18 protein-coding genes and 1 pseudogene are annotated in these 24,575 nt (G+C 54.7%); 10 read left to right on the top strand and 9 right to left on the bottom strand.

Features of this window, described 5'->3' with window-relative positions:
- Positions 1–67 precede the first annotated feature (67 nt).
- The 5 genes and pseudogenes from RSJ68_10700 to RSJ68_10680 all read right to left on the bottom strand — a co-directional run bounded on the left by RSJ68_10700 (position 68) and on the right by RSJ68_10680 (position 8,171).
- Complete coding sequence (locus tag RSJ68_10700; GenBank protein ID WNU96870.1) at positions 68–4,276, bottom strand: translocation/assembly module TamB domain-containing protein; 4,209 nt, start codon at positions 4,274–4,276, stop codon at positions 68–70.
- A gap of 210 nt (positions 4,277–4,486) precedes the next feature.
- A pseudogene (locus RSJ68_10695) lies at positions 4,487–4,597 on the bottom strand (IS5/IS1182 family transposase).
- Positions 4,598–4,719: 122 nt separating this feature from the next.
- On the bottom strand, positions 4,720–5,214 hold the full coding sequence (locus RSJ68_10690) for a heme-binding protein (protein ID WNU96869.1): 495 nt from the start codon (positions 5,212–5,214) through the stop codon (positions 4,720–4,722).
- Between the two features lie 188 nt (positions 5,215–5,402).
- A complete protein-coding gene (locus tag RSJ68_10685; GenBank protein ID WNU96868.1) occupies positions 5,403–6,248 on the bottom strand; it encodes a mechanosensitive ion channel family protein in 846 nt (281 codons plus the stop codon).
- An 84-nt stretch (positions 6,249–6,332) separates the two neighbouring features.
- Positions 6,333–8,171, bottom strand: a complete 1,839-nt coding sequence (locus RSJ68_10680) for an autotransporter assembly complex family protein (protein ID WNU96867.1) — start codon at positions 8,169–8,171, stop codon at positions 6,333–6,335.
- 299 nt (positions 8,172–8,470) lie between these two features.
- On the opposite strand from RSJ68_10680, the gene sstT reads away from it, so the two are divergent.
- The 3 genes from sstT (at position 8,471) to purB (ending at position 12,228) form a co-directional block, all read left to right on the top strand.
- Positions 8,471–9,694, top strand: a complete 1,224-nt coding sequence (gene sstT, locus RSJ68_10675) for a serine/threonine transporter SstT (GenBank protein WNU96866.1) — start codon at positions 8,471–8,473, stop codon at positions 9,692–9,694.
- Positions 9,695–10,163: 469 nt separating this feature from the next.
- Entirely contained in the window at positions 10,164–10,757 is a 594-nt protein-coding gene (locus RSJ68_10670; protein WNU96865.1) for a YdcF family protein, read from the top strand.
- Positions 10,758–10,857: 100 nt separating this feature from the next.
- The gene (gene purB / locus RSJ68_10665) at positions 10,858–12,228 is read left to right on the top strand and encodes an adenylosuccinate lyase (GenBank protein ID WNU96864.1); all 1,371 of its coding nucleotides are present in this window, start codon (positions 10,858–10,860) and stop codon (positions 12,226–12,228) included.
- 819 nt (positions 12,229–13,047) lie between these two features.
- Here the strand turns inward: purB and truC are convergent.
- Positions 13,048–13,755: a tRNA pseudouridine(65) synthase TruC gene (gene truC / locus RSJ68_10660; protein ID WNU96863.1), complete on the bottom strand. Its 708-nt coding sequence runs from the start codon at positions 13,753–13,755 to the stop codon at positions 13,048–13,050.
- Between the two features lie 205 nt (positions 13,756–13,960).
- On the opposite strand from truC, the gene RSJ68_10655 reads away from it, so the two are divergent.
- From RSJ68_10655 to RSJ68_10630, 6 genes are all read left to right on the top strand, one after another.
- Positions 13,961–14,689, top strand: coding sequence for a TIGR00730 family Rossman fold protein (locus RSJ68_10655; GenBank protein ID WNU96862.1), 729 nt, complete (start codon positions 13,961–13,963; stop codon positions 14,687–14,689).
- 213 nt (positions 14,690–14,902) lie between these two features.
- On the top strand, positions 14,903–15,769 hold the full coding sequence (rsgA, locus tag RSJ68_10650; protein WNU96861.1) for a ribosome small subunit-dependent GTPase A: 867 nt from the start codon (positions 14,903–14,905) through the stop codon (positions 15,767–15,769).
- A gap of 188 nt (positions 15,770–15,957) precedes the next feature.
- Complete coding sequence (locus RSJ68_10645; GenBank protein ID WNU96860.1) at positions 15,958–16,413, top strand: DoxX family protein; 456 nt, start codon at positions 15,958–15,960, stop codon at positions 16,411–16,413.
- An 81-nt stretch (positions 16,414–16,494) separates the two neighbouring features.
- Positions 16,495–16,806, top strand: coding sequence for a hypothetical protein (locus tag RSJ68_10640; protein WNU96859.1), 312 nt, complete (start codon positions 16,495–16,497; stop codon positions 16,804–16,806).
- Between the two features lie 107 nt (positions 16,807–16,913).
- Positions 16,914–17,756: a DUF692 family protein gene (locus tag RSJ68_10635; GenBank protein ID WNU96858.1), complete on the top strand. Its 843-nt coding sequence runs from the start codon at positions 16,914–16,916 to the stop codon at positions 17,754–17,756.
- Positions 17,746–18,432: a putative DNA-binding domain-containing protein gene (locus tag RSJ68_10630; GenBank protein WNU96857.1), complete on the top strand. Its 687-nt coding sequence runs from the start codon at positions 17,746–17,748 to the stop codon at positions 18,430–18,432. Before RSJ68_10635 ends, RSJ68_10630 begins: the two co-directional genes overlap by 11 nt.
- Before the next feature lie 611 nt (positions 18,433–19,043).
- On the opposite strand, the gene efeB is transcribed toward RSJ68_10630, so the two are convergent.
- From efeB to efeU, 3 genes are all read right to left on the bottom strand, one after another.
- Positions 19,044–20,315, bottom strand: a complete 1,272-nt coding sequence (gene efeB / locus RSJ68_10625) for an iron uptake transporter deferrochelatase/peroxidase subunit (GenBank protein ID WNU96856.1) — start codon at positions 20,313–20,315, stop codon at positions 19,044–19,046.
- A gap of 221 nt (positions 20,316–20,536) precedes the next feature.
- Positions 20,537–21,700, bottom strand: a complete 1,164-nt coding sequence (gene efeO / locus RSJ68_10620) for an iron uptake system protein EfeO (GenBank protein WNU96855.1) — start codon at positions 21,698–21,700, stop codon at positions 20,537–20,539.
- A 54-nt stretch (positions 21,701–21,754) separates the two neighbouring features.
- On the bottom strand, positions 21,755–22,591 hold the full coding sequence (efeU, locus tag RSJ68_10615) for an iron uptake transporter permease EfeU (protein ID WNU96854.1): 837 nt from the start codon (positions 22,589–22,591) through the stop codon (positions 21,755–21,757).
- 505 nt (positions 22,592–23,096) lie between these two features.
- Between efeU and RSJ68_10610 the strand changes: the two genes are divergently transcribed.
- Positions 23,097–24,419, top strand: a complete 1,323-nt coding sequence (locus tag RSJ68_10610) for a murein transglycosylase A (GenBank protein WNU96853.1) — start codon at positions 23,097–23,099, stop codon at positions 24,417–24,419.
- Positions 24,420–24,575: the final 156 nt, after the last annotated feature.

The raw sequence follows: 24,575 nt of genomic DNA, 5'->3' as shown, positions 1-24,575 counted from the left end.
ATACAAAAAAGGTCGTCTGAAAACCACAATTTAGGGTTTTCAGACGACCTTTTCATTTCTATAAGCATTATTGCATTTGCGCGGCTTTTTGCTTTTCCGCTTCTTCGATTTTGCGGTCGTCTTCATAATCCGAACGGAAGAGCCTGTCGAAACGGATAGTATATTTCAACTCGCCGCCGGAAGAACGGCTGCCGATGCGGGCAACGGCTTGGATCGCCCTTGTGAGCTGGTAGACCAGTTTGACAGACTGTTCGGCACTCGAAATCCCATATTCGTAACCTGCGTAGAGATTGCCGGTGATTTGTTTGCCGACAGTAAGCATCTGTTCGGCGGGATTGAGCTCGCCGGTTTGGGCATTGCGGCTGCGTTGGCTGGTGATGCCCAAATCGTCCACCAGTCCGAGCCTGTCGTTGACTTGTCCGGCAAGGAGCGCGCCTGCTGCTGCGGAAAGTGCGGCATTGTCGCCGTCGCTGCCGCTGCTGGCGCGGTTGAGAATGAGCCAGGAGAGCTTGTCTTTCTCACTCATCGCCTCTTTGGCAACAAGGGTTACGCGCGGATTGGAGAGGCTGCCGAGGACTTCTACGCCCGCACCGACGGGGGAAAGGCGGCGTTCGGCGCGGATGTTCAAGTTGGGGTTGTTGAGCGGGCCGACGAAAGAAACCGTACCTTTGGTGATGTCGAGGTCTTGTCCGTAGGCTTTGTAACGGCCTTTAACAACACGGACAGTACCGACGCCTTGGACGGTTTCACCCGGTCGGGAAGTGATGTTCAGCCTGCCGCCTATGGTTACGTCCGCTCCGTAGCCGACGAAACGGATGTTGTCGTTGAGATTGAGCATGAGGTTTAGGCTGATGGGCGTTACGGCGGAGGTTTGTTTTTTCTCTTCGCCCAACACTACGACATCGTCATCCAATGTGGGCATAGAGGATTTTTGCGAACCGAACATACCGTAATCGCTGTCTAAGGTTCCGTTGAGAATAAGGCCTCTGGCCCGGTTGTATAGCACTTTCGCGCTGCCGGAAAGGCGTAAACGGCGGTTTGGGCGGGACAAGGTGTCGTATTTGTTGAAAACCACGTCAACATCAACATCGGGGTCGGAATTCGCAATATTGACTGCCCCTTTGAGTTCGAGCGTGCCGCCTTTATGGAACTTCAGGCTGTCGATTATCCAGCGTTGTCCCTGCAAATGGGAACGTAAAACGCCGTTGTCGAGGATAAGGCCTTGGGTCTGGTTGCGGTAGTAGAGGTTTTCGCCGTTGAGCGTACCGGAAAACTGAGGATCGCCGACGCGTCCGCCAAGGCTGACAGCGGCGTTCAGACGACCTTTGACGGTTTGTCCGACGGGTAGGAAATTGCGGAAGACTTCTAGTTCTGCAACGTTGAGATTGAGTTTGCCGCTCAAAGGCGAGGCGTCTAGGCCGGCACCCTGTCCGATGTTTACCGTACCATCGGCGGAGCCGTAGTTGCTGTTGCCTTTCAGGATAGCGGCAACGGTAGGTGCGCCGATACGCCCCCCTATGGTGGCGGCGGCGTTCAGACGACCCGTAATGTTTTGTGCGGTGGCGGGCAGGAAGGGTTTGATTGCGCCCAAGTCGGGGATGTTGAGATTGATTTTACCGCTTACCGGCGCGTTGGCGATTTTGCTCCCAAACTGCTGGCTGATGCCCAAATCGGCGTTGACGCTTCCGAAACGGGTATTGCCTTCAAGCGTGCTGTCGATGCGGCCGTTTTGGAAACGGGTGCGCAGGGCGAGCGCGCTCAAACCCAAGGGCATTTGTTTTTTCAAGTCTTTGTTCGGCAGAATGATGTCGCCGCTTTGGCGGTTGATGTTGAGGAAGCCGCGGGCGTTTTGACTGTACGCCAAATCCCAATCGCCGCCGAGTACCAAGTTGTGTTCGACGGGGATTTTGACGAAATTTTGCAGCTCGGTGATGTGCAGGTTTTGCGCACTGCCCTTGCTGGCAATGCCGGTCTTTTTGTCCCAAACGAAGTTTTGCAGGTTGAGGCTGCCGCCCATCGCGCTCCAGCGCGCCGCGCTCATGGAAACGCGCTCCGCGCCTGCTTCGAGGTTCATGCGGTTTTGCAGTTTTAGGTTGAACGCGCCGCCGATGTCGAGCGTGTCCACGCTGCCTTTCCACTGATTGAAGTCTTTGTTCAGACCGCCCGCCGCGTTGACTTCGAGTTTGTAAGGTTTGCCGTCCAACGCCATGCTGCTGCTGCCGTGTATGCGGTGTTGCGCACCCGTGCCGCTGAGGGACAGGTTGACCGCATCGATGACGGTCGCGCCGCCGGAAAGGGCGATGTGGCTGCCTTTGATGTCGGCGGCAAGCGGACGGTTGATGTCGGGCGTGCCTTTGAGTTTGAAGTCAAGCATGCGGATGTTGACGGCTTCGCCGACACGCAGCGCGCGCGCTTCGCCGGAGAGGTCGGCTTCGTAGGTTTTCAGCCCGCCTTTGAGGTCGCCTGAAATGTAGCCGCGCGTATTGAGCAGCCCGCCCAGTCCGAAACCGAAACGGGAAAGGTCGGGAGCGGTGATGTCGATATTGAGGCGGTCGCCTTTTTTGCCGAAGCTGCCGTTGGTTTTAACGATATTGTTGCCCAAACGCAGGTCGGTCAGCGCGCGCGGGAGGTGTCCGGATTCGTAAACGACGTCGGCTTTGCCGTTGAGGGGGACGTTGTTTAACGTACTCGGCGCAAACTGCATTTTGCCGGCGAATTTTTCTTTCGCCAGTTCGCCTGAAAGATTGATGGTACCGTTGACGCTGCCGGCGGGCAGTTTTGAGTCTAGGCGGGAAGGATTGAACGCCTTGCTGGAAACATCGAGCTTGAGCAGGCGGTCTTTGAAGAGTTCGAGCGAACCTTGCGCCGTCAGTTCGCCGCCGTTTTGCGGCGCGACGCGGACGCGGTCGAGTTTGAGGGTGCGTTGACCGTGTTGTCTGTCGGTAACGAAGGACAGCAGGCCGGAAAGTTGCGCGTTGCCGCTTTCGAGATTCCAGTCGACAGCGGGCGAGGCGGTTTCGCCGTTGACGCCGATAAATCCGTTCCACTGACCGGCAACATTGGTGCGGACGAGGTCGTCTGAAACGAGGTTGTTCACATTAATCTTGAGCGCCAGCGCGTTTTTCACCGTATCGACCGTACCGGCGACATTGAACGAACCTTCCTCCAACAGCCCGATTTCAGACTCTTGGACAGTTACTACGCCGTTGTCGTTAATCGTGAAGTCCGCCAGAATATTGCGCACCGGAATGGCTTTGTCATCGGCGAAACCCGCCGCCTTGTTTTCCAAGTCGAGCGAACCGTCCAGCGCGATACCGTGCGTAAACGAAGGCACGACGGTCGCGTCAAACGTCAGGTTTGCCTTGGGCAACGACGGCAGGAAAGCGGTCGGATTGATGTTGAAACCCTTGACCAGCACCTCGCCGATCATCTTGTCCAACGAAGCGGCAAACGGATGCACCGTAGATTTCGCCGACAAATGCACATCGTCGCCGTCCAGCAGAATTTCGGTCTGCACGTCCTGCAAGCTTCCCCGCAGCTGCGCCGCACTGTCTATTGTCCTACCTTCCAGCTCGCCCTTCGTCCGAACCGTCGTATCGAGCGCAAACGGCTTCTCCAGCCCAACCACCGCCGAACCCGTCGAATTGCTCCACGGCGTCTCGAGGGTTTTCAAATCCAAGCGGTGTTCTTTCTGATCGTAATGGTATGCCACATTCAGATGGTTGAGATAGACAGTCTGATTGTCAAAATTTTGGCCTACGCTGAGCCTACCCGTCGCAAAACGGTCGATAAACACCAACACGGGCAAATCAATGCTCTCAGGCAGCCCTTTGGACGGCTTTTCCTCTTTCGGCGGCGTCGGCTTCGGCACGACCGCAATATCGGCCGCTACAATTTCAGTAATGTGCAGGCTGCGCTGAAACAGCTCGGACGGCTTCCAATCAAAACGGAACGCGCTGATTTTCACATCCGCCCCATCCGTTTCAATCATCCACTTATCGCCGTGGAAACCCTTAACCAGCGTACCTTCCAGCGTTTCCGACGCAATCTTCACGCCAAACCACGACGGAATCTTGTACAAACCGAAACGCAAACCCGATTCCGTCCCCACCAGCCAGCCGATAAAGCCCGCCAGCGCGCACACCAGCACCACCAATGTCAGCAGCAGACCCCGCAACCAGCGTCTCTTGCGCTTGGGCGGGGTGGGTTGTGTTTCAGACGACGTAGGCACACTGTTTGGCGTTTCTTGGGTTTCTTGGACTGCTGTTTCGGACATCTTGACTTTCTTGTATGACTTAACGGCTTCTCAGGACTCCGCCGCACCCGACGGAATCAACTTTTCAGACGACCTATATTAAGGACAGGCCGTCTGAAAAAGGATAATCATATCCCATTGCGGCGAATTGTGCTTGGGAAAGACAGCATTTCAGGTTTCAGACGACCCCATATGCCCGAATGTCATGCTCAAAGCGGTAAAATGCCAACAAATGTATAGTGGATTAACTTTAAACCAGTACGGCGTTGCCTCGCCTTGCCGTACTATCTGTACTGTCTGCGGCTTCGTCGCCTTGTCCTGATTTAAATTTAATCCACTATAAAAAGGTCGTCTGAAAAGACTGTGGGAGTTTAGACCCGCATTTTCAGACGACCTCTGCGTATTTCAGCAACCCAACGCAAATCAATGAAAAGAAATACGTCGGGTTGCCTTAAGCTGCGGCTTTACCTGCCCGACAATACCGCCGCACCTGCTTTCGCGACGCTTTCGTCTTCATCGACCGTTCCGCCGCTCACGCCGACGCTGCCGACGATAACGCCGTTTTTATCCACCAGCAGCACACCGCCGGGAAAAATCACCAAACCGTCGTTGGTCACCTCAATGCCGTAAAGCTCACCGCCCGGCTGCGAAGCCTTGCCCAAATCGCGGGTGGACATATTGAAATAACGCGCCGTTTTCGCCTTTTTCTGCGCAATATCAATGCTGCCGATAAACGCATCGTCCATACGCGCAAACGCCTTCAAATTACCGCCCGCGTCCATAACCGCGATATTCATCGGCACCTTGATTTCACGCGCCTTTTTCATCGAAGCCTGTACCACCGCCTGCGCCTGAGCCGTCGTCAAATCGCCCGGTAGTGTTTTGGTCAAACCCGCCGAAAACGCCGGCGCACCCAATGCCAAAGTACACAACAATGCAACTGATTTTATGCCGCGCATAACTGTCTCCTTGTATTGAATCAATGAAAGGTACTGCACTTTTGATTGTATGCCTGTCGGCGGGAACAATAAAGGTCGTCTGAAAACCATAATACAGGTTTTCAGACGACCTCGGATGGGCTTTTGGGTTTCAAACACCGTATGCCTACGGTTTCAGCAGGTCGGATTCGCCAATCCGAAACTTACCCTTACCCCTGCTGCTGGATGATATGCACATCGCGCTGCGGGAAAGGAATATTGATATTGGCGGCACGCAGGTTTTCCACTACCTGCTCGTTCAGCCCGAAGCGGAACGCGCCCAAATCGGCTTCGTTCGTCCACGCCCAAAGCGTGATTTCGATGGCACTGTCGGCCAAGTTGGTAATATATGTTACTGCCTCTTTGCCTTGGGTCTGTACGCACAAAGGATGCTCGGTGGCGGCTTTCAAAACGGCGGCTTTGGCGGCCTTCAAATCGCAGGCGTAATCGACGCCGACCACCACCTGCACGCGGCACAGCGGCATGGAAGAACGGTTCACGATACTGTTGCTCATGACGACGCTGTTGGGCAGGATGATTTCTTCGTTGTCCGGCGTACTCAGCGCAGTCTGCACCATTTTAATTTCGCTCACCGTGCCTTCGAAGCCGTTGACCTTGATGTAGTCGCCGACTTTAAACGGACGGAACAGGATAATCAGCGCGCCGGCGGCAAAGTTCGACAGTTGGTCTTTCAGCGACAAAGCCACCGCCAAACCCGCACCGCCGATTAAGGCGGTAACCGACGTGGTCGGGATGCCCAGTTTGCCCAGCGCGGCAATGATGATCAGGATTAACAGACCGATATTGGCTACATTGCCCAGAAAGCTTACCAGCGTCCTGTCCACTTTGGCGCGGGTCAGCGCGGCTTTCATCAAAATAACGAGGCGGGAGGCTATCCATCTGCCGACAAAGAAAATCGCCAGAGCAGCAACGAGGTTGGTACCGAATGCCATGCCGGTTTCAACGAGACGTTCCCAGCCTGAGAATGAAGAGAGGTTTTCAAAATCGAAATTCATGATTTTTATTTATGGTTAAAGAATGGTTGGAAATTTGGATATTGATTGGTTTTGCAGCAAGCCTGCCCACATTTTCAGACGACCTTAAAACCTTGTGCCCAAGCTGATGTGCCAGCGTATTTTCTTGTCTTGGTGTCCGTAGGCGACGTCGAAGGAGAACGGGGCGACGGGGCTGAACCAGCGCACGCCGACGCCGGTACCGTGTTGCATACTCATGTTTTTGAAGTTGCTGGTAACGTCGCCGATATCATGGAAGACGGCGCCGGATACGCTTTTGGTAATCGGGAACTGGTATTCGAGGCTGCCGACCAGTAATGCCCTATCGGGGAGGACGGAATTTTTCGGGCCTTCCAAACCGATGCTGTCGAGTTCGTAACCGCGTACGGAAGAGGCGCCACCGGTGCGGAACATTAAGCTGGAAGGCACGTTTTCACCTTCGCGGGCGTAAACGTAGCCTGCTTGTCCGCGGACGATGAAGGTGCCGAGTTTTTTGTTTTCAGGTGTGTAGAAATAGCCTGCGCGGGCGGTGGCGCGCGCCATGGCGGTGGAAGAAAGGAGCTTGCCCAGTGTTACGCCGATTTTGCCGTCGAGGTAGTAGCCGTTTTCGGGACGCAGCTCGGTTTCGATGTTTTGGCGTTTCCACGAGGCGGTCAGCATGGTGGCGTGGCTGCGGCCGAGGTCGTAATTGGTATCGGGTACTTTGCGGTCTTCGGTGATGAATTCGATACCGAGGCGCGATTCGATGCCGTTGCGGTCACGCACGCGCCAAATGCCGCTGGTCAGGGCGCGTTTTTCAAGGTTTTGGGTGGTCGAGCGGTTGTAGGACGTGTTGGTCGTCCAATATTTGCCTTCGCTGTTGCGCGGCTGGCTGATACCGGCGGCGAGGGTGGTTTCGTATTTGTCCATGTCCCAAACGACGGAGCCGATGTAGCCTTTGTTGAAGAGGTTGTAGTAGTCGTAACCGATGCGTCCGCCGAGGCCGTATTCGGAATCGTAGCGGATACCGGTTTCGAGTTTGTGGCGTTTGACTTCGGTAACGTTGACTTTGACGGGCACACGATCGCCTTGGAGGCGGTCGAAGTCGGCTTGAACGGATGCGCCGGAGTAATGTCCGTTTTGTTCGAGCGCTTGTTGGAAGTCGAGCAAGAGGTCGAGGTCGTAGGGCGCGCCGGGTTTGAAGCGTGCCAGGCCGGCAACGACGTTTTCGGGATAACGGCGGGTACCGGTGATTTCAAAGTCGCCGAAATAAATGGGGCGGTTGCTTTCGACGGTAACGTTCAGATCGGCGGTGTTGTTGTTGGGATTGACGGTGGCTTGGGTGTTGCTGAGTTTGGCAAGCGGGTATTTTTTGCGGGTTACTGCGCTGAGGACGGAGGTTTTGCTGCCGCTCCAGCCGTCTTGGTCAAAGTATTCGCCAACGGGCTGCTGCCAGTTGAGCATGGCTTTTTGGTAATACTCGGCAAGGTTGTCGTCTGAAAGGATGTCGCCGAGGATGGCGACGCTGACGTTGTCGATTTTGGTGCGCGGGCCGGGATTGACGGCGACGGTGTAGCTCGAACCGTTGTCTTGGACATTGACGCTGCCGTTGAAATAGCCTTTGGTTTTGAGCATGGTTTTGACGTTGTCGGGCGCTTCTTCGGCGAGGAAGCCGACCTGCTCTTTGTCCAACTCTTCGTCCTGCTGCTGGGTAATCAGCGGCAGGTATTCTTCGAGCATGGATTTGACTTCGCTGTTTTTGGTTTCGATTTTGACGGGAAACTTGGGCGTCAGTTTGCCTACTTTGTCAGCCTGCTCGGATTGCCCGCCCTGCTTGAAACCGGGAATCGGTTCGTAGTCTTCGGCACGCGGCAGATCGGCTGCGGCTGCGTGTCCGTAGGCAAGGGCGAGTGAAACAATCAAAATGGGCGAAGTCAGTCTGGTCATGGCAAAAAAATGTTTCAACGGCAGAAGGGTTCTAAATTCTACCATTATTTTCAATCGGGTTTAAAACCTGCCCGAGACGGAGGGGTCGTCTGAAAAGGCGGATGCGCCTGCCTCTGTGCGACAGAAGCAAAACACATTAACTCCCTCCAATCCGAAAAATACAGCACAAACTGCCCAATTCTCTAAAAAATCAAGCATTTTCCGCCACAACAATCGATTTGATATGTAAACCTGCGCAATAATTGATATTTTCTTTTAAAATGCAACGTTTCTTAACACATAAAGTAAGAGGACGTATCATGGCAAGTGGTAATCCACTGCTAAACGCAGTCAATCGTATCGGACTCGTACCGCAAATCATCATCGGTTTGATGTTGGGCGTATTGGTCGGTACCATCTCCCCGAAAGCAGGTTTAGGCGCAGGGCTGCTCGGCGAATTGTTCGTCGGCGCATTGAAAGCCGTTGCCCCCGTATTGGTGTTTGTCTTAGTAACCGCCGCGCTGGTGCAATACCGCAAAGGCGGCGAAGCCAAAATCAAACCCATCATTATTCTGTATCTCGTCGGCACATTTGCCGCAGCCGCCGTCGCCGTTGCCGCCAGTATGGCATTCCCAACCGCGCTGGTGTTTAAAGACGTCGCCGCCTCCACCCTCGCACCGCCCTCCGGCATCGTCCAAGTCCTCAAAGAGCTTTTGATGAAGCTCGTGTCCAACCCGATTAACGCCATTGCACAAGCCAACTATATCGGCATTCTCGCATGGGCGTTGGTTTTAGGTTCCGCATTGCGCCACCACGGCTCCGACACCACCCGCCAAGTCGTCTCCGACCTCTCCGACGCCGTGACCACCGTCGTGCAATGGGTTATCCGTTTCGCCCCCTTGGGCATTTTCGGACTGGTCTCCCAAACCGTTGCCGAAACCGGCTTTTCAGCCTTCCTCAGCTACGGACGCCTGCTGGCCGTCCTGCTCGGCAGCATGGCATTTATCGCCCTCGTTGTGAACCCGCTCATCGTCTGGTCGCAAACCCGCAAAAACCCCTACGAACTGGTCTTCACCTGCCTGCGCGAAAGCGGACTCTACGCCTTCTTCACCCGCTCCTCCGCCGCCAACATCCCCGTCAACATGGCATTGGCGAAAAAACTCGGCTTGCATGAAGACACCTACTCCGTCTCCATCCCGCTGGGCGCAACCATCAACATGGCAGGTGCAGCGATTACCATCACCGTCTTAGCCATGGCGGCTGCCCACACCAAAGGCATCGTCGTCGATTACCCCACCGCCCTGCTCCTGAGCCTCGTCGCCACCGTCGGCGCATGCGGCGCATCCGGCGTTGCCGGCGGCTCGCTGCTGCTGATCCCCGTCGCCTGCAGCCTCTTGGGCATCGACAACGACTTCGCCATGCGCGTCGTCGGCGTCGGCATGATTATCGGCGTTATCCAAGACTCCGCCGAAACCGCCCTCAACTCCTCCACCGACGTACTCTTTACCGCCGCCGCCGACTTAGGCAGCCGCCGCAAAGACTAAAGATTCGGTTGTTTCGCAAAAAGTCAAAAAGGTCGTCTGAAATTTCAGACGACCTTTTTTCTATACTATTAAATCGAATTCATATACCCATACCGTCATTCCCGCGCAGGCGGGAATCCAGACATTCAGTTTTCAGAAATGTTTGGAGGTTGCCGTAATGCCAAACTTTTGGATTCCCGCCTGCGCGGGAATGACGGCATGAGCGGTTTCTATTTTAAACCGATATACTGTGCAGTTTAGGCAGGTCGGATTTTTGAATCAGATATAGGTCCCTGACATGCACTCCCACCCTCTTACGCCACACAAGCTTTCCGCTACGACAGAAAGATAACCTAAACCTAAATAAAAGGTCGTCTGAAAATCCTGTTTTCAGACGACCTTTTGCTGTATGAATTTCGTAAAATTAAGGAATAATCGGAACCTGCCCGTACAGCCGCGTTCCAACTACTTTCATCATTTTAGGATTCGGATGTTCAAAAAAGTCCTCGTTTTTATATTGGTTTTGTTCCTTACCGCCGCGCTTTTGCCGCTGTGGATCATGTGGCGCGATTTTCAGGTGTCGCGGTTGGATGCGGATACGGTGCGTCCGGCGGATGCTGCGGTTGTGCTTTCGACCCGTGCTTATGAAAAAGGTCGTCTGAATCCTTGTTTGGTGGCGCGCGTTGAAGCGGCTGTCGAGCTGTATCGTGCCCGCAAGGTGAAAAAGCTGGTGATGACGGGCGGAGTCAGCCGTGATTTGCAGTCCTCTGCGGGCAATATGCAGATGATTGCGGAGAAAATGGGTGTATCGAAAGCAGACATTATTCAGGAACGGGAAGCGGGCAATACGTTTGAAAACATCGTGTTCAGCCGAAAGTTTATCGAAAACAGCCCGCGCGTCGTCATTGTCAGCGCCGGTTTTCATTTGGCGCGGGCGCGGATGATGGCGGACAAGCAGTGGCAGGGACACGATATTCAGGTGTATGCCGCGCCGTTTTGTTCCGAGCCTTACGGCGGCTATGGTTTCACGGTATTGCGCGAGTCGGCGGCGTTTGTCAAAAACGCTTTGAAGGGAAGGTTGTAGTTTCAGACGACCCGAAGTTGCCGGGTCAAATCATGTATAATTGCAAACAATTTGACTGTTTGATTTAACCGTTTGACCGACCTACCGACAGGACTCCGACATGATCAACCCTATCGCTGCACTTTCCCCCCTAGACGGCCGCTACGCCCAATCCGTTGAAGCATTGCGTCCGATTTTCTCCGAATACGGCCTGATGAGGGCGCGCGTCAAAGTCGAATTGAGCTGGCTCAAAGCCCTCGCCGCCGAACCGAAAATCACCGAAATTCCCGCCTTCAGCGATTTCACGCTTGCCGAAATCGACAAAGTCATCGAAAACTTTTCACTGGAAGACGCAGCCGCCGTCAAAGCCATCGAAGCGACCACCAATCATGATGTCAAAGCCATCGAATACTGGCTCAAAGAGCGCTTCGCCGGCGTACCCGAAGTCGCCGCCGCCAGCGAGTTCATCCACTTCGCCTGCACCAGCGAAGACATCAACAACCTGTCCCACGCCCTGATGCTGCAAGAAGCGCGCGAAACCGTCATCCTGCCCAAACTTGCCGAAATCATCGAAAAACTCACCGGCATGGCGCACGACCTTGCCGCCGTCCCCATGATGAGCCGCACCCACGGCCAGCCCGCCACGCCGACCACCTTGGGCAAAGAAACCGCCAACATCGTGTACCGCCTGCAACGCCAGTTCAAAAACCTTCAGGCGCAAGAATTCCTCGGCAAAATCAACGGCGCGGTCGGCAACTACAACGCCCACATGGTCGCCTATCCCGACGTCGATTGGGAAACCCACTGTCGCAACTTTGTCGAAATCAGCCTCGGCCTGACCTTCAACCCCTACACCATCCAAATCGAACCGCACGACTACATGGCTGAATTCTTCCAAACCCTCAGCCGCATCAACACCATCCTGATCGACTTCAACCGCGACGTTTGGGGTTATATTTCATTGGGTTACTTCAAACAAAAAGTCAAAGCGGGCGAAGTCGGCTCTTCCACCATGCCGCATAAAGTCAACCCCATCGACTTTGAAAACTCCGAAGGCAACCTCGGCATGGCCAACGCCGTATTGGGCTTCTTATCCGAAAAACTGCCCGTCTCCCGCTGGCAGCGCGACCTGACCGACAGCACCGTCCTGCGCAACATGGGCGTAGGCGTAGGCTATGCCGTATTAGGTTTTGCCGCCCACCTGCGCGGCCTGAACAAGCTCGAACCCAACCCCGCCGCGCTGGCTGCCGATTTGGATGCCACTTGGGAGCTGCTCGCCGAACCGATTCAAACCGTAATGCGCCGCCACGGCGTCGCCAATCCTTACGAAAAACTGAAAGACCTGACGCGCGGCAAAGGCGGCATCACGCCCGAAGTGCTGAAAGTCTTCATCGAATCGCTGGAAATCCCCGCCGAAGCCAAATCCCAACTACTCGCCCTGACCCCCGCGCTCTACATCGGCAAAGCGGAAGAGTTGGCGAAACGGATTTGATGCAGCCTTGATGATTTGAGATTGAGTTGAAACAAAAGGTCGTCTGAAAACCAAGATTCAGGGTTTTCAGACGACCTTTCGTCAAATTAAGAGTATCGTGGGCTTTGTCCACGACTTTCAGCCTTGATATCTGAGTCCAATCATTTCTATTCATTCGTGGGTAAAACCCACGCTACGGGCTTAGTTTTTGATACGGAACCCGCCACCAGCCGTCATTCCCGCCCCCGCCTACGCGAGGACATTGCTGATTTGAATTGACTATATTCAGCGGGCAAAGCCCATGCTACGGGGTTCGGCTTATCCACAGCGTGTTTTGATTCATCGAGGTCGTCTGAAAACTGGGAAACCAAAGTTTTCAGACGACTTTTTTCAATCTTAAATCCCACTTCTTAATCAGAGCAGTAAATAGATAAGACACCCTCAAAACAAACGTAGCGCGGGTTATATAGCAAGCATAATTAACTTTAAATACAGCATATCATCAAATCCCGTCATTCCCGCACAGGCGGGAATCCATCGTAAAATCTGAGAAGCCTTGATTTGAAAAACAGTTTCTGAATTTCAAAAATGGATTCCCACCTGCGCGGGAATGACGACGACCGGTAAGTTGCATACCGAAAATAAAGTAATTCAGCTATACCCACAAAATAAATACAAGTACACACACCCGATTCAAACTGACGGACGGCAAATCCCGCGGGCAAAGCCCACGCTACGGGGTTCGGTTATCTCAAAGCGTGTTTTGATGAATAAAGGTCGTCTGAAAACCGTGTCCGGCTTTGTAGAATCACCAGCCCGCCTGTTGACGCGACTTTTCGCTTACGCCTCAAACGTATTCAGCCAAATCCGCCAGCTCTCGTCGGTATCGGCGCAGACGGTCAGGGTTTCGCCGTTTTCGATGCTTTGGAACGACAGGCTTCGGGCGTGGAGCATGAGGCGGGTGGGACCGAGGTGGACGGCGGTGGCGTGGTTTTGGCGCAGGTCGCCGTAGTTGGTGTCGCCGACGATGGGGTGGAAGATGTGTTTCATGTGGCGGCGGAGTTGGTGTTTGCGGCCTGTGTTCGGGATGAATTCTGCCCACGAGTAGCGTGAGGTCGGGTAGCGGGCGGCGGATTGGAAGGGCAATTCGGTGCGCGCAAGGCAGCGGTATTGGGTTTGGGCTTCTTGGAGGGTGGCTTCGGTTTGGGATTCGGCGATTTTGTCGGGCTGATATTTGAGGGGGTAGTCGATGAGTCCGTCGTCGGGCAAATATCCGCGCACGATTGCCCAGTAGGTTTTGCGTGTGTTTTTTTGTTCGAACTGCTGCGTCAGCAGGCGGGCGGCTTCGGGGTCGAGGGCAAACAGGAGGACGCCGGATGTAGGGCGGTCGAGGCGGTGGGCGGGATAGACGTGTTGTCCGATTTGGTCGCGCAGGGTCTGCATGACGAATTGTGTTTCGTGGCGGTCGAGCCAGCTTCGGTGTACGAGCATTCCGGCGGGTTTATTGACGGCGATGGTGCGGCTGTCGCGGTAGAGGATGTCGAGCATGGCAGGATATGGGTGGAAATGGGGAATTGTAACGCAAGCGGCGCGGCTGCAACGGCAATCTTGTCTCTTTCGTGCGGGTTGACGGGCTGAAACGCACGATTCGGTTCAAATAAGGAACATTTGCCGTCATTCCTGCTTGCGTTTTCAGACGACCCCGGGTTCTGTCGGTTACAATGTGGAGATTCAACAAGATGAAGGAAAAACCGTGAGCCTGCTCAAAAAACTGCCCAAGCCTATGTTGCCCGATGAGGCGCGCCGCGAGATTCAGGCGCGGGAGTCGTATCATGTTTTGAAGATTATTTCGGAATTTGTCGAAGCGGGCGAGGAGCTGCGGGCGATTCAGCCTGCGGTCAGCATTTACGGCAGCGCGCGCACGCCGGAAAACCATCCCGACTACGAATTTACGCTGCGGCTGGCGCGCAAGCTCTCGGATGCCGGTTTTTCCGTCATTTCGGGCGGTGGGCCGGGGATTATGGAAGCGGCGAACAAGGGTGCGTTTGCGGGCGCAAGCCCGGCGGTCGGGCTGAATATCGTGTTGCCGCACGAACAAAAAGCCAATCCGTATCAGGATTTGTCCATCAAGTTCCAACATTTCTTCCCGCGTAAAGTGATGTTTGTGAAACACGCGGTCGCGTATGTTGTCATGCCCGGCGGCTTCGGCACGCTGGACGAACTGTTTGAAAGCCTGACGCTGGTGCAGACGGGCAAAACACCCGACCGCCCGATTATCTTGGTGGGTAAGGATTTCTGGTCGGGCTTGTTGGACTGGATACGCAAAGAGCTGCTCGGGCGCGGGCTGATTTCGGAAGCTGATATGGATTTAATCCGACTGATTGACGGCGAAGACGAAATCATCGAAGAAATCTTCGCGCACTACGAAAACCGTTTGGAAGATTTTTCCGAAGGCGTCAACGCGTGGTCGCTCGGATTGTGATGGGCTGAGAGGTCGTCTGAAAACCTTCCGAATCTCGCGGGTTGCGTTGAAATCAAGACAAGCGGCAACGCCGTATCGGTTTAAAGTTAATCCACTATAGAATCGTTTCAGACGACCCCTGCCTATTTCGGTACAATACCTTTTCTCTTCGCCGCAAGGCAGCTACGCCGCTGCGAATATTCCCTTTATCCACTCCACCCGACCCAACCGTTCATGACCGATACCGCTCAAATCATCACCAGCTACGGCCGCCGCTACATCGTGCGCACGCCCGACGGCAAAACCTACGAAGCCAGCACGCGCAAAAAGCGGGTGGACTTCGCCTGCGGCGACCGCGTGCATATCCAAACCGTCAACGCTGAACAAGCCGTCATCGAAGACTACCTGCCGCGCGAAAGCCTGCTCTACCGCCAAGACGCTTGGAAAACCAAGCTCATCGCCGCCAACGTCAGCCAGCTCCTTATCGTTACCGCCGCCGTTCCCTCGCCCAGCGAAGCCCTGCTGCAACGCGCCCTCCTAGCCGCCGAAGCCGCGGGCATCCAAGCCGTCATCGTCCTGAACAAAGCCGATCTGCCCGAAACCGCCCTCTGGCGCGAAAAACTCAAATTCTACGAAACGCTCGGTTATCCCGTCATCGAAACCCGCGCGCTGGAAAACGCCGACATCCTGCGCCCCGTCCTGCAAGGGCATACCAACATCCTGCTCGGACAAAGCGGCATGGGCAAATCCACCCTGACCAACGCCCTCTTGGGCAACCAAACCGCCCGCACCGGCGACATCTCCACCGCGCTCGACTCCGGCAAACACACCACCACCCACGCCCAGCTTTACGATTTAAACGAAGCAACCCAATTAATCGACTCCCCCGGTTTGCAAGAATTCGGCCTGCACCACCTCCAAGCCGCCGACCTGCTGCAATACTTCCCCGACCTGCGCCACCTCGTCGGGCAATGCCGCTTCCACAACTGCACCCACCGCGCCGAACCCGGCTGCGCCGTCAAAGCCGCCGCAGAAGCAGGCGAAGCCAAACCCGAACGCATCGAATTTTTGCAACGGATAACGGATGAGTTGTTGAGATAGGGAGAAGCGGTTGGTCTTGGTAAACTAAAAAAGGTCGTCTGAAAACTTGAAAAACTGTTTTCAGACGACCTTCTGAACATTAATATCTATATAAAACAATAACAAACAAAATTTTTTCAATTCGCTTGTAAGCATTTTCAGACTGCCGCGTCTAATCGGGCATGAAATGATTTTATGAAACGGTTATCATGAAAACGAATATCACAGCCCCGTGGCAATCGGCTTTAGGTTTATTGGCTTTGCGCCTTTTTGCCGCTTACGAATTTTGGGAATCGGGTATGCAGAAATGGAGCGGCGAAAACTGGTTTGCCGAAATCAATGACCAATTCCCCTTTCCGTTCAATTTGCTGCCCGACAGCGTGAATTGGAACTTGGCGATGTGGGCGGAGCTGGTTTTTCCGGTTTTGCTGCTTTTAGGATTGGCAACCCGCCTGTCTGCCTTGGGATTGATCATTGTAACGGGGGTAGCATGGGCGGCAGTCCATGCTGGTGCGGGTTATAATGTTTGCGACAACGGCTATAAAATGGCTTTGATTTATATCGTGGTTTTAATCCCGATTCTGCTTCAAGGCGCGGGCTGTTTATCGATGGATGCGCTGTTGAAAAAACGGTTTTGCCCGAAATGCCGCGTCGGAAATCAATAAAAAAGGTCGTGGAGCGGACTTTAAACGCGCCAACTCAAATTCTTAATCTGTTTAACTTGATACTTTGAAAAGGAAATCAATATGAAAAAAAATGTAGCCGCTGCCCTTGCAGGTGCTTTGTCTTTGTCTTTGGCTGCCGGCGTTGTTGCCGCTGACAAACCGGTAAGCAGCAAAGCAGGCGTTCAAAAATCTGCCCAAGGCTCTTGCGGTGCGGTTAAAGCTGCTGAAGGTTCATGCGGTGCCGCTGCTCCTAAAGCAGGCGAAGGCAAATGTGGCGAGGGTAAATGCGGTTCAACCGTGAAAAAAACCCCCGCTAAAAACGCCAAAGCAGCAAAAGCCAAAGCTAAAGCAGTTGAAGGCAAATGCGGCGAAGGCAAATGCGGTTCTAAATAATTTAGAACAAAAAGCCGCATTTTATTGACAAATGCGGCTTTTTATATGATTTTGACAGCAATTTCCTACCAAAACCGTCGGAATACCATCCAAAACGGAGCAACATCATGATTCAACACGCAGGCTTAGGCTACCGCCGCGACTTGGCGGAAGACTTCCTCTCGCTTTCAGACGACAGCCCGATACGCTTTATCGAAGCCGCACCCGAAAACTGGCTGAAAATGGGCGGTAGGGCGCGCAAACAGTTTGACCGCGTGGCGGAACGGCTGCCATTGGCGTTGCACGGATTATCCATGTCGCTGGGCGGACAAGCCCCGCTGGATACCGCCTTGATAGACGGAATCAAAGAAATGATGCGCCGTTACGATTGCACGTTTTTCTCCGACCATTTGAGCTACTGCCACGACGGCGGTCATCTCTACGACCTGTTGCCGCTGCCCTTCACTGAAGAAATGGTGCGGCATACCGCGCGGCGTATCCGCGAAGTGCAAGACCGATTGGGCTGCCGCATCGCCGTAGAAAACACTTCCTACTACCTGCATTCCCCGCTTGCCGAGATGAACGAAGTCGAGTTCCTCAATGCCGTTGCACGCGAAGCCGACTGCGGCATTCATCTCGATGTGAACAATATCTACGTCAACGCCGTCAATCACGGACTGTTGTCGCCAGAGGCTTTTTTAGAAAACGTTGACGCAGGGCGCGTGTGTTACATCCACATCGCCGGACACGATGTTGAAACGCCCGAATTATTGATTGATACCCACGGGGCGGCGGTTTTACCGACCGTTTGGGACTTACTTGAACTCACCTACACCAAGCTGCCGACCATCCCGCCCACTCTGTTGGAACGCGATTTCAATTTCCCGCCTTTTGCCGAACTCGAAGCCGAAGTCGCCAAAATCGCCGACTATCAAACGCGTGCCGGAAAGGAATATCGCCGTGCAGCCTGAAACCTCCGCCCAATACCAACACTGTTTCGCCCAAGCCATACGCGAGGGCGAAGCCGCCGACGGCTTGCCGCAAGAGCGCCTGAACGTTTATATCCGCCTGATACGCAACAATATCCACAGCTTCATTGACCGCTGTTACACCGAAACGCCGCAATATCTCGACAACGGAGAATGGAGTCGTCTGAAAGAAGGCTTCATCCGAGACGCGCGCGCCCAAACCCCTTATTTTCAAGAAATTGCCGGAGAGTTCCTCCAATACTGCCAAAGCCTGCCGCTTTCAGACGACCTCTTGGCACTGATGGACTTCGAACACACCCAACTGCTCGCCGAAGTCGCCCAAACCGACAGCCAAGCCTCGCCCGCCGATTCAGACGATTTGGCGTACACCCTTTCTCCCACCGCCTTTGTGCGCCGTTATCAGTATGACGTTACCGATGAATTGCAGGCGGCGGAAACCGCCGTTTTGGTGTGGCGAGACAGTGAAGACGATGTGATGTACCAAACCCTTGACGATTTCGACGCATTATTGCTGGAAACGCTGGCAGACACGCCCGCTTCCCTGAACGGCCTGCAAACCATGCTGGCAGAGTTCATGTCGTCTGAAAACGGCTGGCAGGATGCCTTAACGCAAAAATGGTCGGACTGGCTGGAACAAGGCATTTTGGTTGCCGCATAAGCCGATGGATTCCCGCCGTAGCCTGTCCTCGCGTAGGCGGGGGCGGGAATGACGGCGGATGATGTTGTATCAAAAATTCAGCTGCTCGTAGCGTAGTTTCTACCCATGGAATGAACAGGGAGGATTGGATTCGGATATTCGGACGGTAGATCGTGGGCGAAGCCCACGCTACGATTTGCTGCAACGGCAATTTGTTCCTTCCCCCGTCTGGCGGGGGAAGGTTAGGATGGGGGTGGTTTTGTGTGTTTAGGTAAAATCAAATTCGTGCAAGCCGTAGAACCTACCTTCTCCCGCCAGACGGGAGAGCCAGCCGCCCGTAGCGTGGGTTCTACCCACGGAATAAACGGATATGATTGGATTCGGATGTTTGGGGAAAAGGTCGTGGGCGAAGCCTACGCTACGGGTTCGGTTTGTCCCAAGTCTGTGCCTATTTGACGGAAAGGTCGTCTGAAAACCGGAATACTTAGTTTTCAGACGACCTTTTTGCAGAGAGAGCTTTACGGATAAGACCTCTGCGCCGTCAGAATGAACAGGGATAATTGGATTCGGATGTTTGGTGAAAGGTCGTGGGCAAAGCCCATGCTACGGGTTGGTTTATCCTAAATCTGTGTTCACGCGCTGAGCAGGCTTTGGGCGAGGAAGCCGCCTTTTTCTACACCGGGGAGGATGAAGAAATAGCCGCCGCCGAAGGGGCTGATGTATTCTTCCAGCGGTTCGCCGTTGAGCAGGTTTTGGACGAAGATGAAGCCGTCGGCGAGGTTGGCTTGGTAGCAGATGAACACTAAGCCGACGTCGAGCTGGCCGTTGGCGGCGAGGCCGCGGGAGTAGTTGAAGGCGCGGCGGTAGAGCAGGTGTTTTTTCATGAACTCGGGATCGCGCGGGTTGGCGAGCCTCATGTGGCTGTCTTTGGGGGTGGTTTTGCCGTCGGGGTCTTTGGCGAAGTCGGCGGTATCGCTCTCTTTTTTGCCGTCCATGGGGGCGCCGCTGTATTTGCGTCTGCCGAAGATTTCGGTTTGTTCCTGCAAGGGGGTTCTGTCCCAGAATTCGACGAAGTGGCGGATGAGGCGGACGGCTTGGTAGCTGCCGTTTTTCGCCCAGGCGGGTTCGTCTTGGCTGTTGGCGGCGATGCCTGTCCAGAGGACTTGGTCGGCAATTTTGGGATCGGACACGTCGGGGTTGCCGGAGCCGTCGCGGAAGCCTAAGAGGTTGCGGGCGGCGATGGCGCCGGGTTCGGCTTTGGGCAGCCAGCCGTCTATGCTCCAGCGGATGACGGCGGTTTGGGCGGTGTTTTTGATGATGTCGCGCAGGGCGGCTTGGCAGGTTTCGGGGGTGAAGGCGCAGATTTGGAGGCTGAGGTCGCCGTCGCACCATGATTTTTGGAGGCGGTCGTTGGGAAAGTCACGCATTTCTTGGAGGTGGCGGGGTTTTTTGTCTTTGAGTCCGAAGCGGTCGTCAAAGAGACTGCTGCCGACGCCGACGGTGATGGTGAGGCCGTCGGGGCGGAAGGTTTTGCCGAGCAGGCCGCTGCCTGCGGGGGGGAGTTTTTCGTCGCCGTCTTGGTATTCGCCGCCTTGGGTGAGGAATTCGATGCGGGTGGTGAGGGTGCGGAAGAGGTTTTCGAGTTGTTTGGGGTCTTTGGCGGTGACGTCGAAGGCGCACATGATGCCGAAGAGTTGGTGCGGGGTGGTGATGCCGGCTTGGTGTGTGCCGTAGCAGGGGTAGGCTTGCGGGGAGTGTTCGTTGTGGCGGGTCTCGGCGGCGGTTTCGCCTTGTTGTTTGCCGGCGAACCAGCCTGCCGCACCGGCTGCGCCTGCGGCGAGGACGGTTTTGAACAGGGTGCGTTTGGTTGGTTGGGCGGGTTGTGGGTTGTTGTCTTGGCTCATGGTTTGTCCTGAATGTAGGTCGGGTTCTTGAATCCGACGTTTGGCATGACGGCAAGGTGTGTCGCGGTTTGTGCTTTGTCGGATAGAAGTGTCCGACCTATACGGCTTTGGGTTTTTTCGCGAGCAAAGCCCATGCTACGACTGCGATTACTGCTGTCAGCGATAAGTTTTCAGACGACCTCTTGAGTGGCAAGGGGTCGTCTGAAACGGGCGGGTCAGGTTTATTTGAGACCCAGTGTGCCGCGCAGTTGGCTCAGGTCTTCGGCAAGGGCGTTAATCGGTGCCTGAAGGGTTTTGCGGTCTGCTTCGCTGAGTTTGTCGTAGGTTTCAAAGCCGTCTTTGGTTTTGTATTTGGCGAGGATGTCGGTTACTTGTTTGAAGTTGGCATCGACTTTCTCGAGCAGGGCTTTGTTTTTCTCGGCAATCATCGGACGGAAGAGTTCGACGATTTTTTGCGCGCCTTCGATGTTGGCTTGGAAGTCGCTCAAGTCGGTGTGGCTGTAACGGTCTTCTTCGCCGCTGATTTTGCTGCCGGCAACTTCTTCAATCAACACTGCCGCGCCGCCGACGACTTTGTTCGGCGGGAAGGAGAGGGCGTCGATTTCTTTTTGCAGGGCTTCAACGTCTTTCATGAGTTTGTCGGCAATGTCTTTCACGCCGGATACGTCTTTTTTGACCCACAGGGCGTGTTCGATGCGGTGGAAGCCGGTGAAGGCCGCGTCTTCGGTTTTGTCTTTGAAGTCGTCTTCACGCGCGTCGATGGCGGGGTCGAGTTCGTTGAAGAGTTCGGCAATCGGCTCGATGCGTTCGTAGTGGGTGCGGGTGGCGGCAAACAGGGATTTGGCTTTTTCGATGTCGCCCGCTTTGACGGCGTCAGTGAAGGCTTTGGTTTTGGCAACCAGCTCTTTGGCTTCGCCTTGGACGTAAACTTTATAGTCGGCAAGCGGTTTGGCAAGTTTTTCCAAATCGGCTTCGTTGCCGGTGTCTTTAAAGCCGCTGTCGGTTACCACCAACTTGCCGCGCGGGTTGGTCAAGAGGCCGCAGGTCATTTCGTATTCGCCCGGCAGCAGGGTAACGGTCATTTTGTCGGAAAGTCCGGGGGCGATGTTTTCGCGCTCGTCGACCACCATCACGCCTTTGAGGATTTCCCATTCGAGCTTGCGGCCGCTGTTGTTTTTGATGTTGAACACGACTTGTCCGCTCGGTACGGTCAGTTCCATCGGTTCGCAGGCGGTATCGTTCACGCCGATATTGACGGAGCCGCCAGCATTCGCGCTTGATGCACCTGACGCGGCAGGCGCGGATTTTTCCGCTTCGGGCGGCTGACACGCGGTCAGACCCAAAGCCAGCATCACGGATAAAGCAGTTATATTGAGTTTTTTCATTTCAAACCTCTTTGGCATGTTGATAAGAATGAGATACGGAATTTTTAAGCGCCACTAATGGCTTTCAGACGACCTCTGCACCGCGGCGGGCCTGCTGCCGTGCAGAAACCAAATCATGACCGGAACCAAATACAGCAGCCACGCCAGCACCTCGCCCTGCGTCGGGTGGTCGGTATAGCCGAAGAAGCCGCCGAGCAGCACGCCCAGCGGGCTGTCTTCATGCAGGTATTTGGAAGAATCAAACACCACCTCTTGCAGGTGGTTCCACACGCCCGCCTCATGCAGCGCGCGCAGCGAGCCGGCCACCAAACCGGCGGCCACCACAATCAAAAACGCGCCCGTCCAGCGGAAAAACTTCGCCAGATTCAGACGCATACCGCCCTGATAAATCAGCGCGCCGATGACCACTGCGGCCAGCAGCCCCAATACCGCGCCGACGGGCATAGACCAAGTCGGACTCTGCTGAAACACCGCCAAGAGGAAAAACACACTCTCCAGCCCCTCGCGCGCCACAGCCAGAAAAGCCATGCCGACCAAAGCCCAACCTTGGCCGTTGCCGCGGTTTAAGGCCGTCTGAACCGAATCCTGAAGCTGCTGCTTCATCGAACGGGCGGCTTTTTTCATCCATAAAATCATATAAGTCAGCATCGCCACCGCCACCAAACCGATAACGCCGACCACAAATTCCTGCTCCTTCTGAGGAATCTCGCCCGTTGCCGAATGGATGCCGTATCCGATGCCCAAACACATCAGCGCAGCCAAAGCCACACCCAGCCACACCTTAGGCATCAGCCGCGAATGTCCCGACTGTTTCAAAAAACCGGCGACGATGCCCACAATCAGGGCGGCCTCGATGCCCTCGCGCAGCATAATCAAAAAAGCAATCAACATATATAAAACAAACCTTAAAACTAAATATCCAAAACTAAACCATTTATTCTTTTACCCAATCCGTTTCACCCGCCGCCTTATCTATCCTATTCAGCTGCAATAAACCTTCTCCAAGAAAATTCAGACGACCTTATGCCTAAATATTTATAAACCGATAATTAAACAAATGCAAATAATTTTTATTTTTAAGTAATAAACACAGTTACGAATGTTAACAAGGAAATGACGAAAGTATCGGATAAACATACCGGTTTTCCGCAAACAGCCCATCTCCCAACTGCCGATACGGCAGCCAAAATATATCCCGTCCATCAACAATAGCCGCCACAACACACAAGGTCGTCTGAACACCCACCCCATCCGCTTTCAGACGACCTCACGCCTTGAGCCAAAGCAGGCGGAAAAACTGTGTTAGAATCCCAAGCTCTTGAATAAACGAACCAATATCCCGTCTGCAAACCACGTTCCCATCCACCCGATTTCAGACGACCTTTAAGACAGCATTATGAAAAAACACCTATACCGCATCACACTCCTCACCATCGCCGCAGCCGTCCTCTCCGCCTGCCCGAGCAAACGCATCAAAAAACTCCCCGAAGTCGACACCACCACCATCAAAGGCCCCGACCGCCCAACCGGCACGCCCGACCCCGCAGGCACTACTGTCAGCGGCGGCGGCGCGACCTACACCGTCGTGTCCCACCAAGAACTGCCGCACTGGAACACCCAACACTTCGCCCAAAGCCTCCAATCCTTCCGCTTAGGCTGCGAGAAACTCAAAAACCGCGCAGGCTGGCAAGATGTCTGCGCCCAAGCCATGCAGACGCCCCTCCACCATTTCCAAGCCAAACATTTCTTCGAACGCTATTTCACCCCTTGGCAGGTCAGCAACAACGGCAACCCCGCAGGTACCATTACCGGCTACTACGAACCCGTCCTGCTCGGCGATGACAAAGCCACAAGCAAAGCCCGCTTCCCCATCTACGGCATCCCCAACGACTTCGTCTCCGTCCCCCTGTCCGCCAATTTGAGAGGCAGCAAAGCCACCGTCCGCATCCGCCAAACCGGTGCCAACAGCGGCGTCATCGACAACAGCGGCACACACACCGCCGACCTGTCCCAATTCCCCATTACCGCCCGCAGCACCGCCCTCAAAGGCAGATTTGAAGGCAGCCGCTTCGTTCCTTATTACACCCGCAACCAAATCAACGGCGGCGCGCTCAACGGCAAAGCCCCCATCCTCGGTTACGCAGAAGACCCCGTCGAACTCTTCTTCATGCACATCCAAGGTTCGGGTCGTCTGAAAACCCCGTCCGGCAAATACATCCGCGTCGGATTCGCCGACAAAAACGAACACCCCTACGTCTCCATCGGACGCTACATGGCGGACAAAGGCTACCTCCCCCTCGCACAAACCAGCATGCAGGGCATCAAAGCCTACATGAAGCAAAACCCCGGCCGCCTCGCCGAAGTCTTGGGACAAAACCCCAGCTACGTCTTCTTCCGCGAACTGACCGGCAGCAGCGAAGCCGGCCCGGTCGGCGCATTGGGCACACCGCTCTTGGGTGAATACGCAGGCGCCATCGACCGCCACTACATCACCTTAGGCGCGCCGCTGTTTGTCGCCACCGCCCATCCGACCACCAAAAAAGCCCTCAACCGCCTCATCATGGCGCAAGACACAGGCAGCGCCATCAAAGGCGCCGTCCGCGTGGACTACTTCTGGGGCTACGGCGACGAAGCAGGCGAAGTTGCCGGCAAAATGAAAACCACAGGCTACGTCTGGCAACTCCTGCCCAACGGCATGAAACCCGGCTATCAGCCTTAACATCGGCTAAAAAGTCAAAAGGTCGTCTGAAAACCGGTTTTCAGACGACCTTTTGATCACCAAACAAGCCGATATAGCGCATTAAATTAAGCCGGCCGTAGCGCGGGTTTTGCCCGCGAATCCGCCAATCTAATCCCGAACCGGACACTCTTCCAA

Source organism: Neisseria sp. DTU_2020_1000833_1_SI_GRL_NUU_006 (assembly GCA_032388755.1).
GTDB lineage: Bacteria > Pseudomonadota > Gammaproteobacteria > Burkholderiales > Neisseriaceae > Neisseria > Neisseria sicca_C.
Note: the sequence above shows the minus strand (reverse complement) of the source record. Positions and strands in the feature narration are given on the sequence as shown.

Excerpts from the sequence above, each read along its gene's own strand:
- RSJ68_10700 (WNU96870.1), bottom strand. The coding sequence starts at position 4,276 with ATGTCCGAAACAGCAGTCCAAGAAACCCAAGAAACGCCAAACAGTGTG.
- RSJ68_10690 (WNU96869.1), bottom strand. The coding sequence starts at position 5,214 with ATGCGCGGCATAAAATCAGTTGCATTGTTGTGTACTTTGGCATTGGGT.
- RSJ68_10685 (WNU96868.1), bottom strand. The coding sequence starts at position 6,248 with ATGAATTTCGATTTTGAAAACCTCTCTTCATTCTCAGGCTGGGAACGT.
- RSJ68_10680 (WNU96867.1), bottom strand. The coding sequence starts at position 8,171 with ATGACCAGACTGACTTCGCCCATTTTGATTGTTTCACTCGCCCTTGCC.
- sstT (WNU96866.1), top strand. The coding sequence starts at position 8,471 with ATGGCAAGTGGTAATCCACTGCTAAACGCAGTCAATCGTATCGGACTC.
- RSJ68_10670 (WNU96865.1), top strand. The coding sequence starts at position 10,164 with ATGTTCAAAAAAGTCCTCGTTTTTATATTGGTTTTGTTCCTTACCGCC.
- purB (WNU96864.1), top strand. The coding sequence starts at position 10,858 with ATGATCAACCCTATCGCTGCACTTTCCCCCCTAGACGGCCGCTACGCC.
- truC (WNU96863.1), bottom strand. The coding sequence starts at position 13,755 with ATGCTCGACATCCTCTACCGCGACAGCCGCACCATCGCCGTCAATAAA.
- rsgA (WNU96861.1), top strand. The coding sequence starts at position 14,903 with ATGACCGATACCGCTCAAATCATCACCAGCTACGGCCGCCGCTACATC.
- RSJ68_10645 (WNU96860.1), top strand. The coding sequence starts at position 15,958 with ATGAAAACGAATATCACAGCCCCGTGGCAATCGGCTTTAGGTTTATTG.
- RSJ68_10640 (WNU96859.1), top strand. The coding sequence starts at position 16,495 with ATGAAAAAAAATGTAGCCGCTGCCCTTGCAGGTGCTTTGTCTTTGTCT.
- RSJ68_10635 (WNU96858.1), top strand. The coding sequence starts at position 16,914 with ATGATTCAACACGCAGGCTTAGGCTACCGCCGCGACTTGGCGGAAGAC.
- efeB (WNU96856.1), bottom strand. The coding sequence starts at position 20,315 with ATGAGCCAAGACAACAACCCACAACCCGCCCAACCAACCAAACGCACC.
- efeO (WNU96855.1), bottom strand. The coding sequence starts at position 21,700 with ATGAAAAAACTCAATATAACTGCTTTATCCGTGATGCTGGCTTTGGGT.
- efeU (WNU96854.1), bottom strand. The coding sequence starts at position 22,591 with ATGTTGATTGCTTTTTTGATTATGCTGCGCGAGGGCATCGAGGCCGCC.
- RSJ68_10610 (WNU96853.1), top strand. The coding sequence starts at position 23,097 with ATGAAAAAACACCTATACCGCATCACACTCCTCACCATCGCCGCAGCC.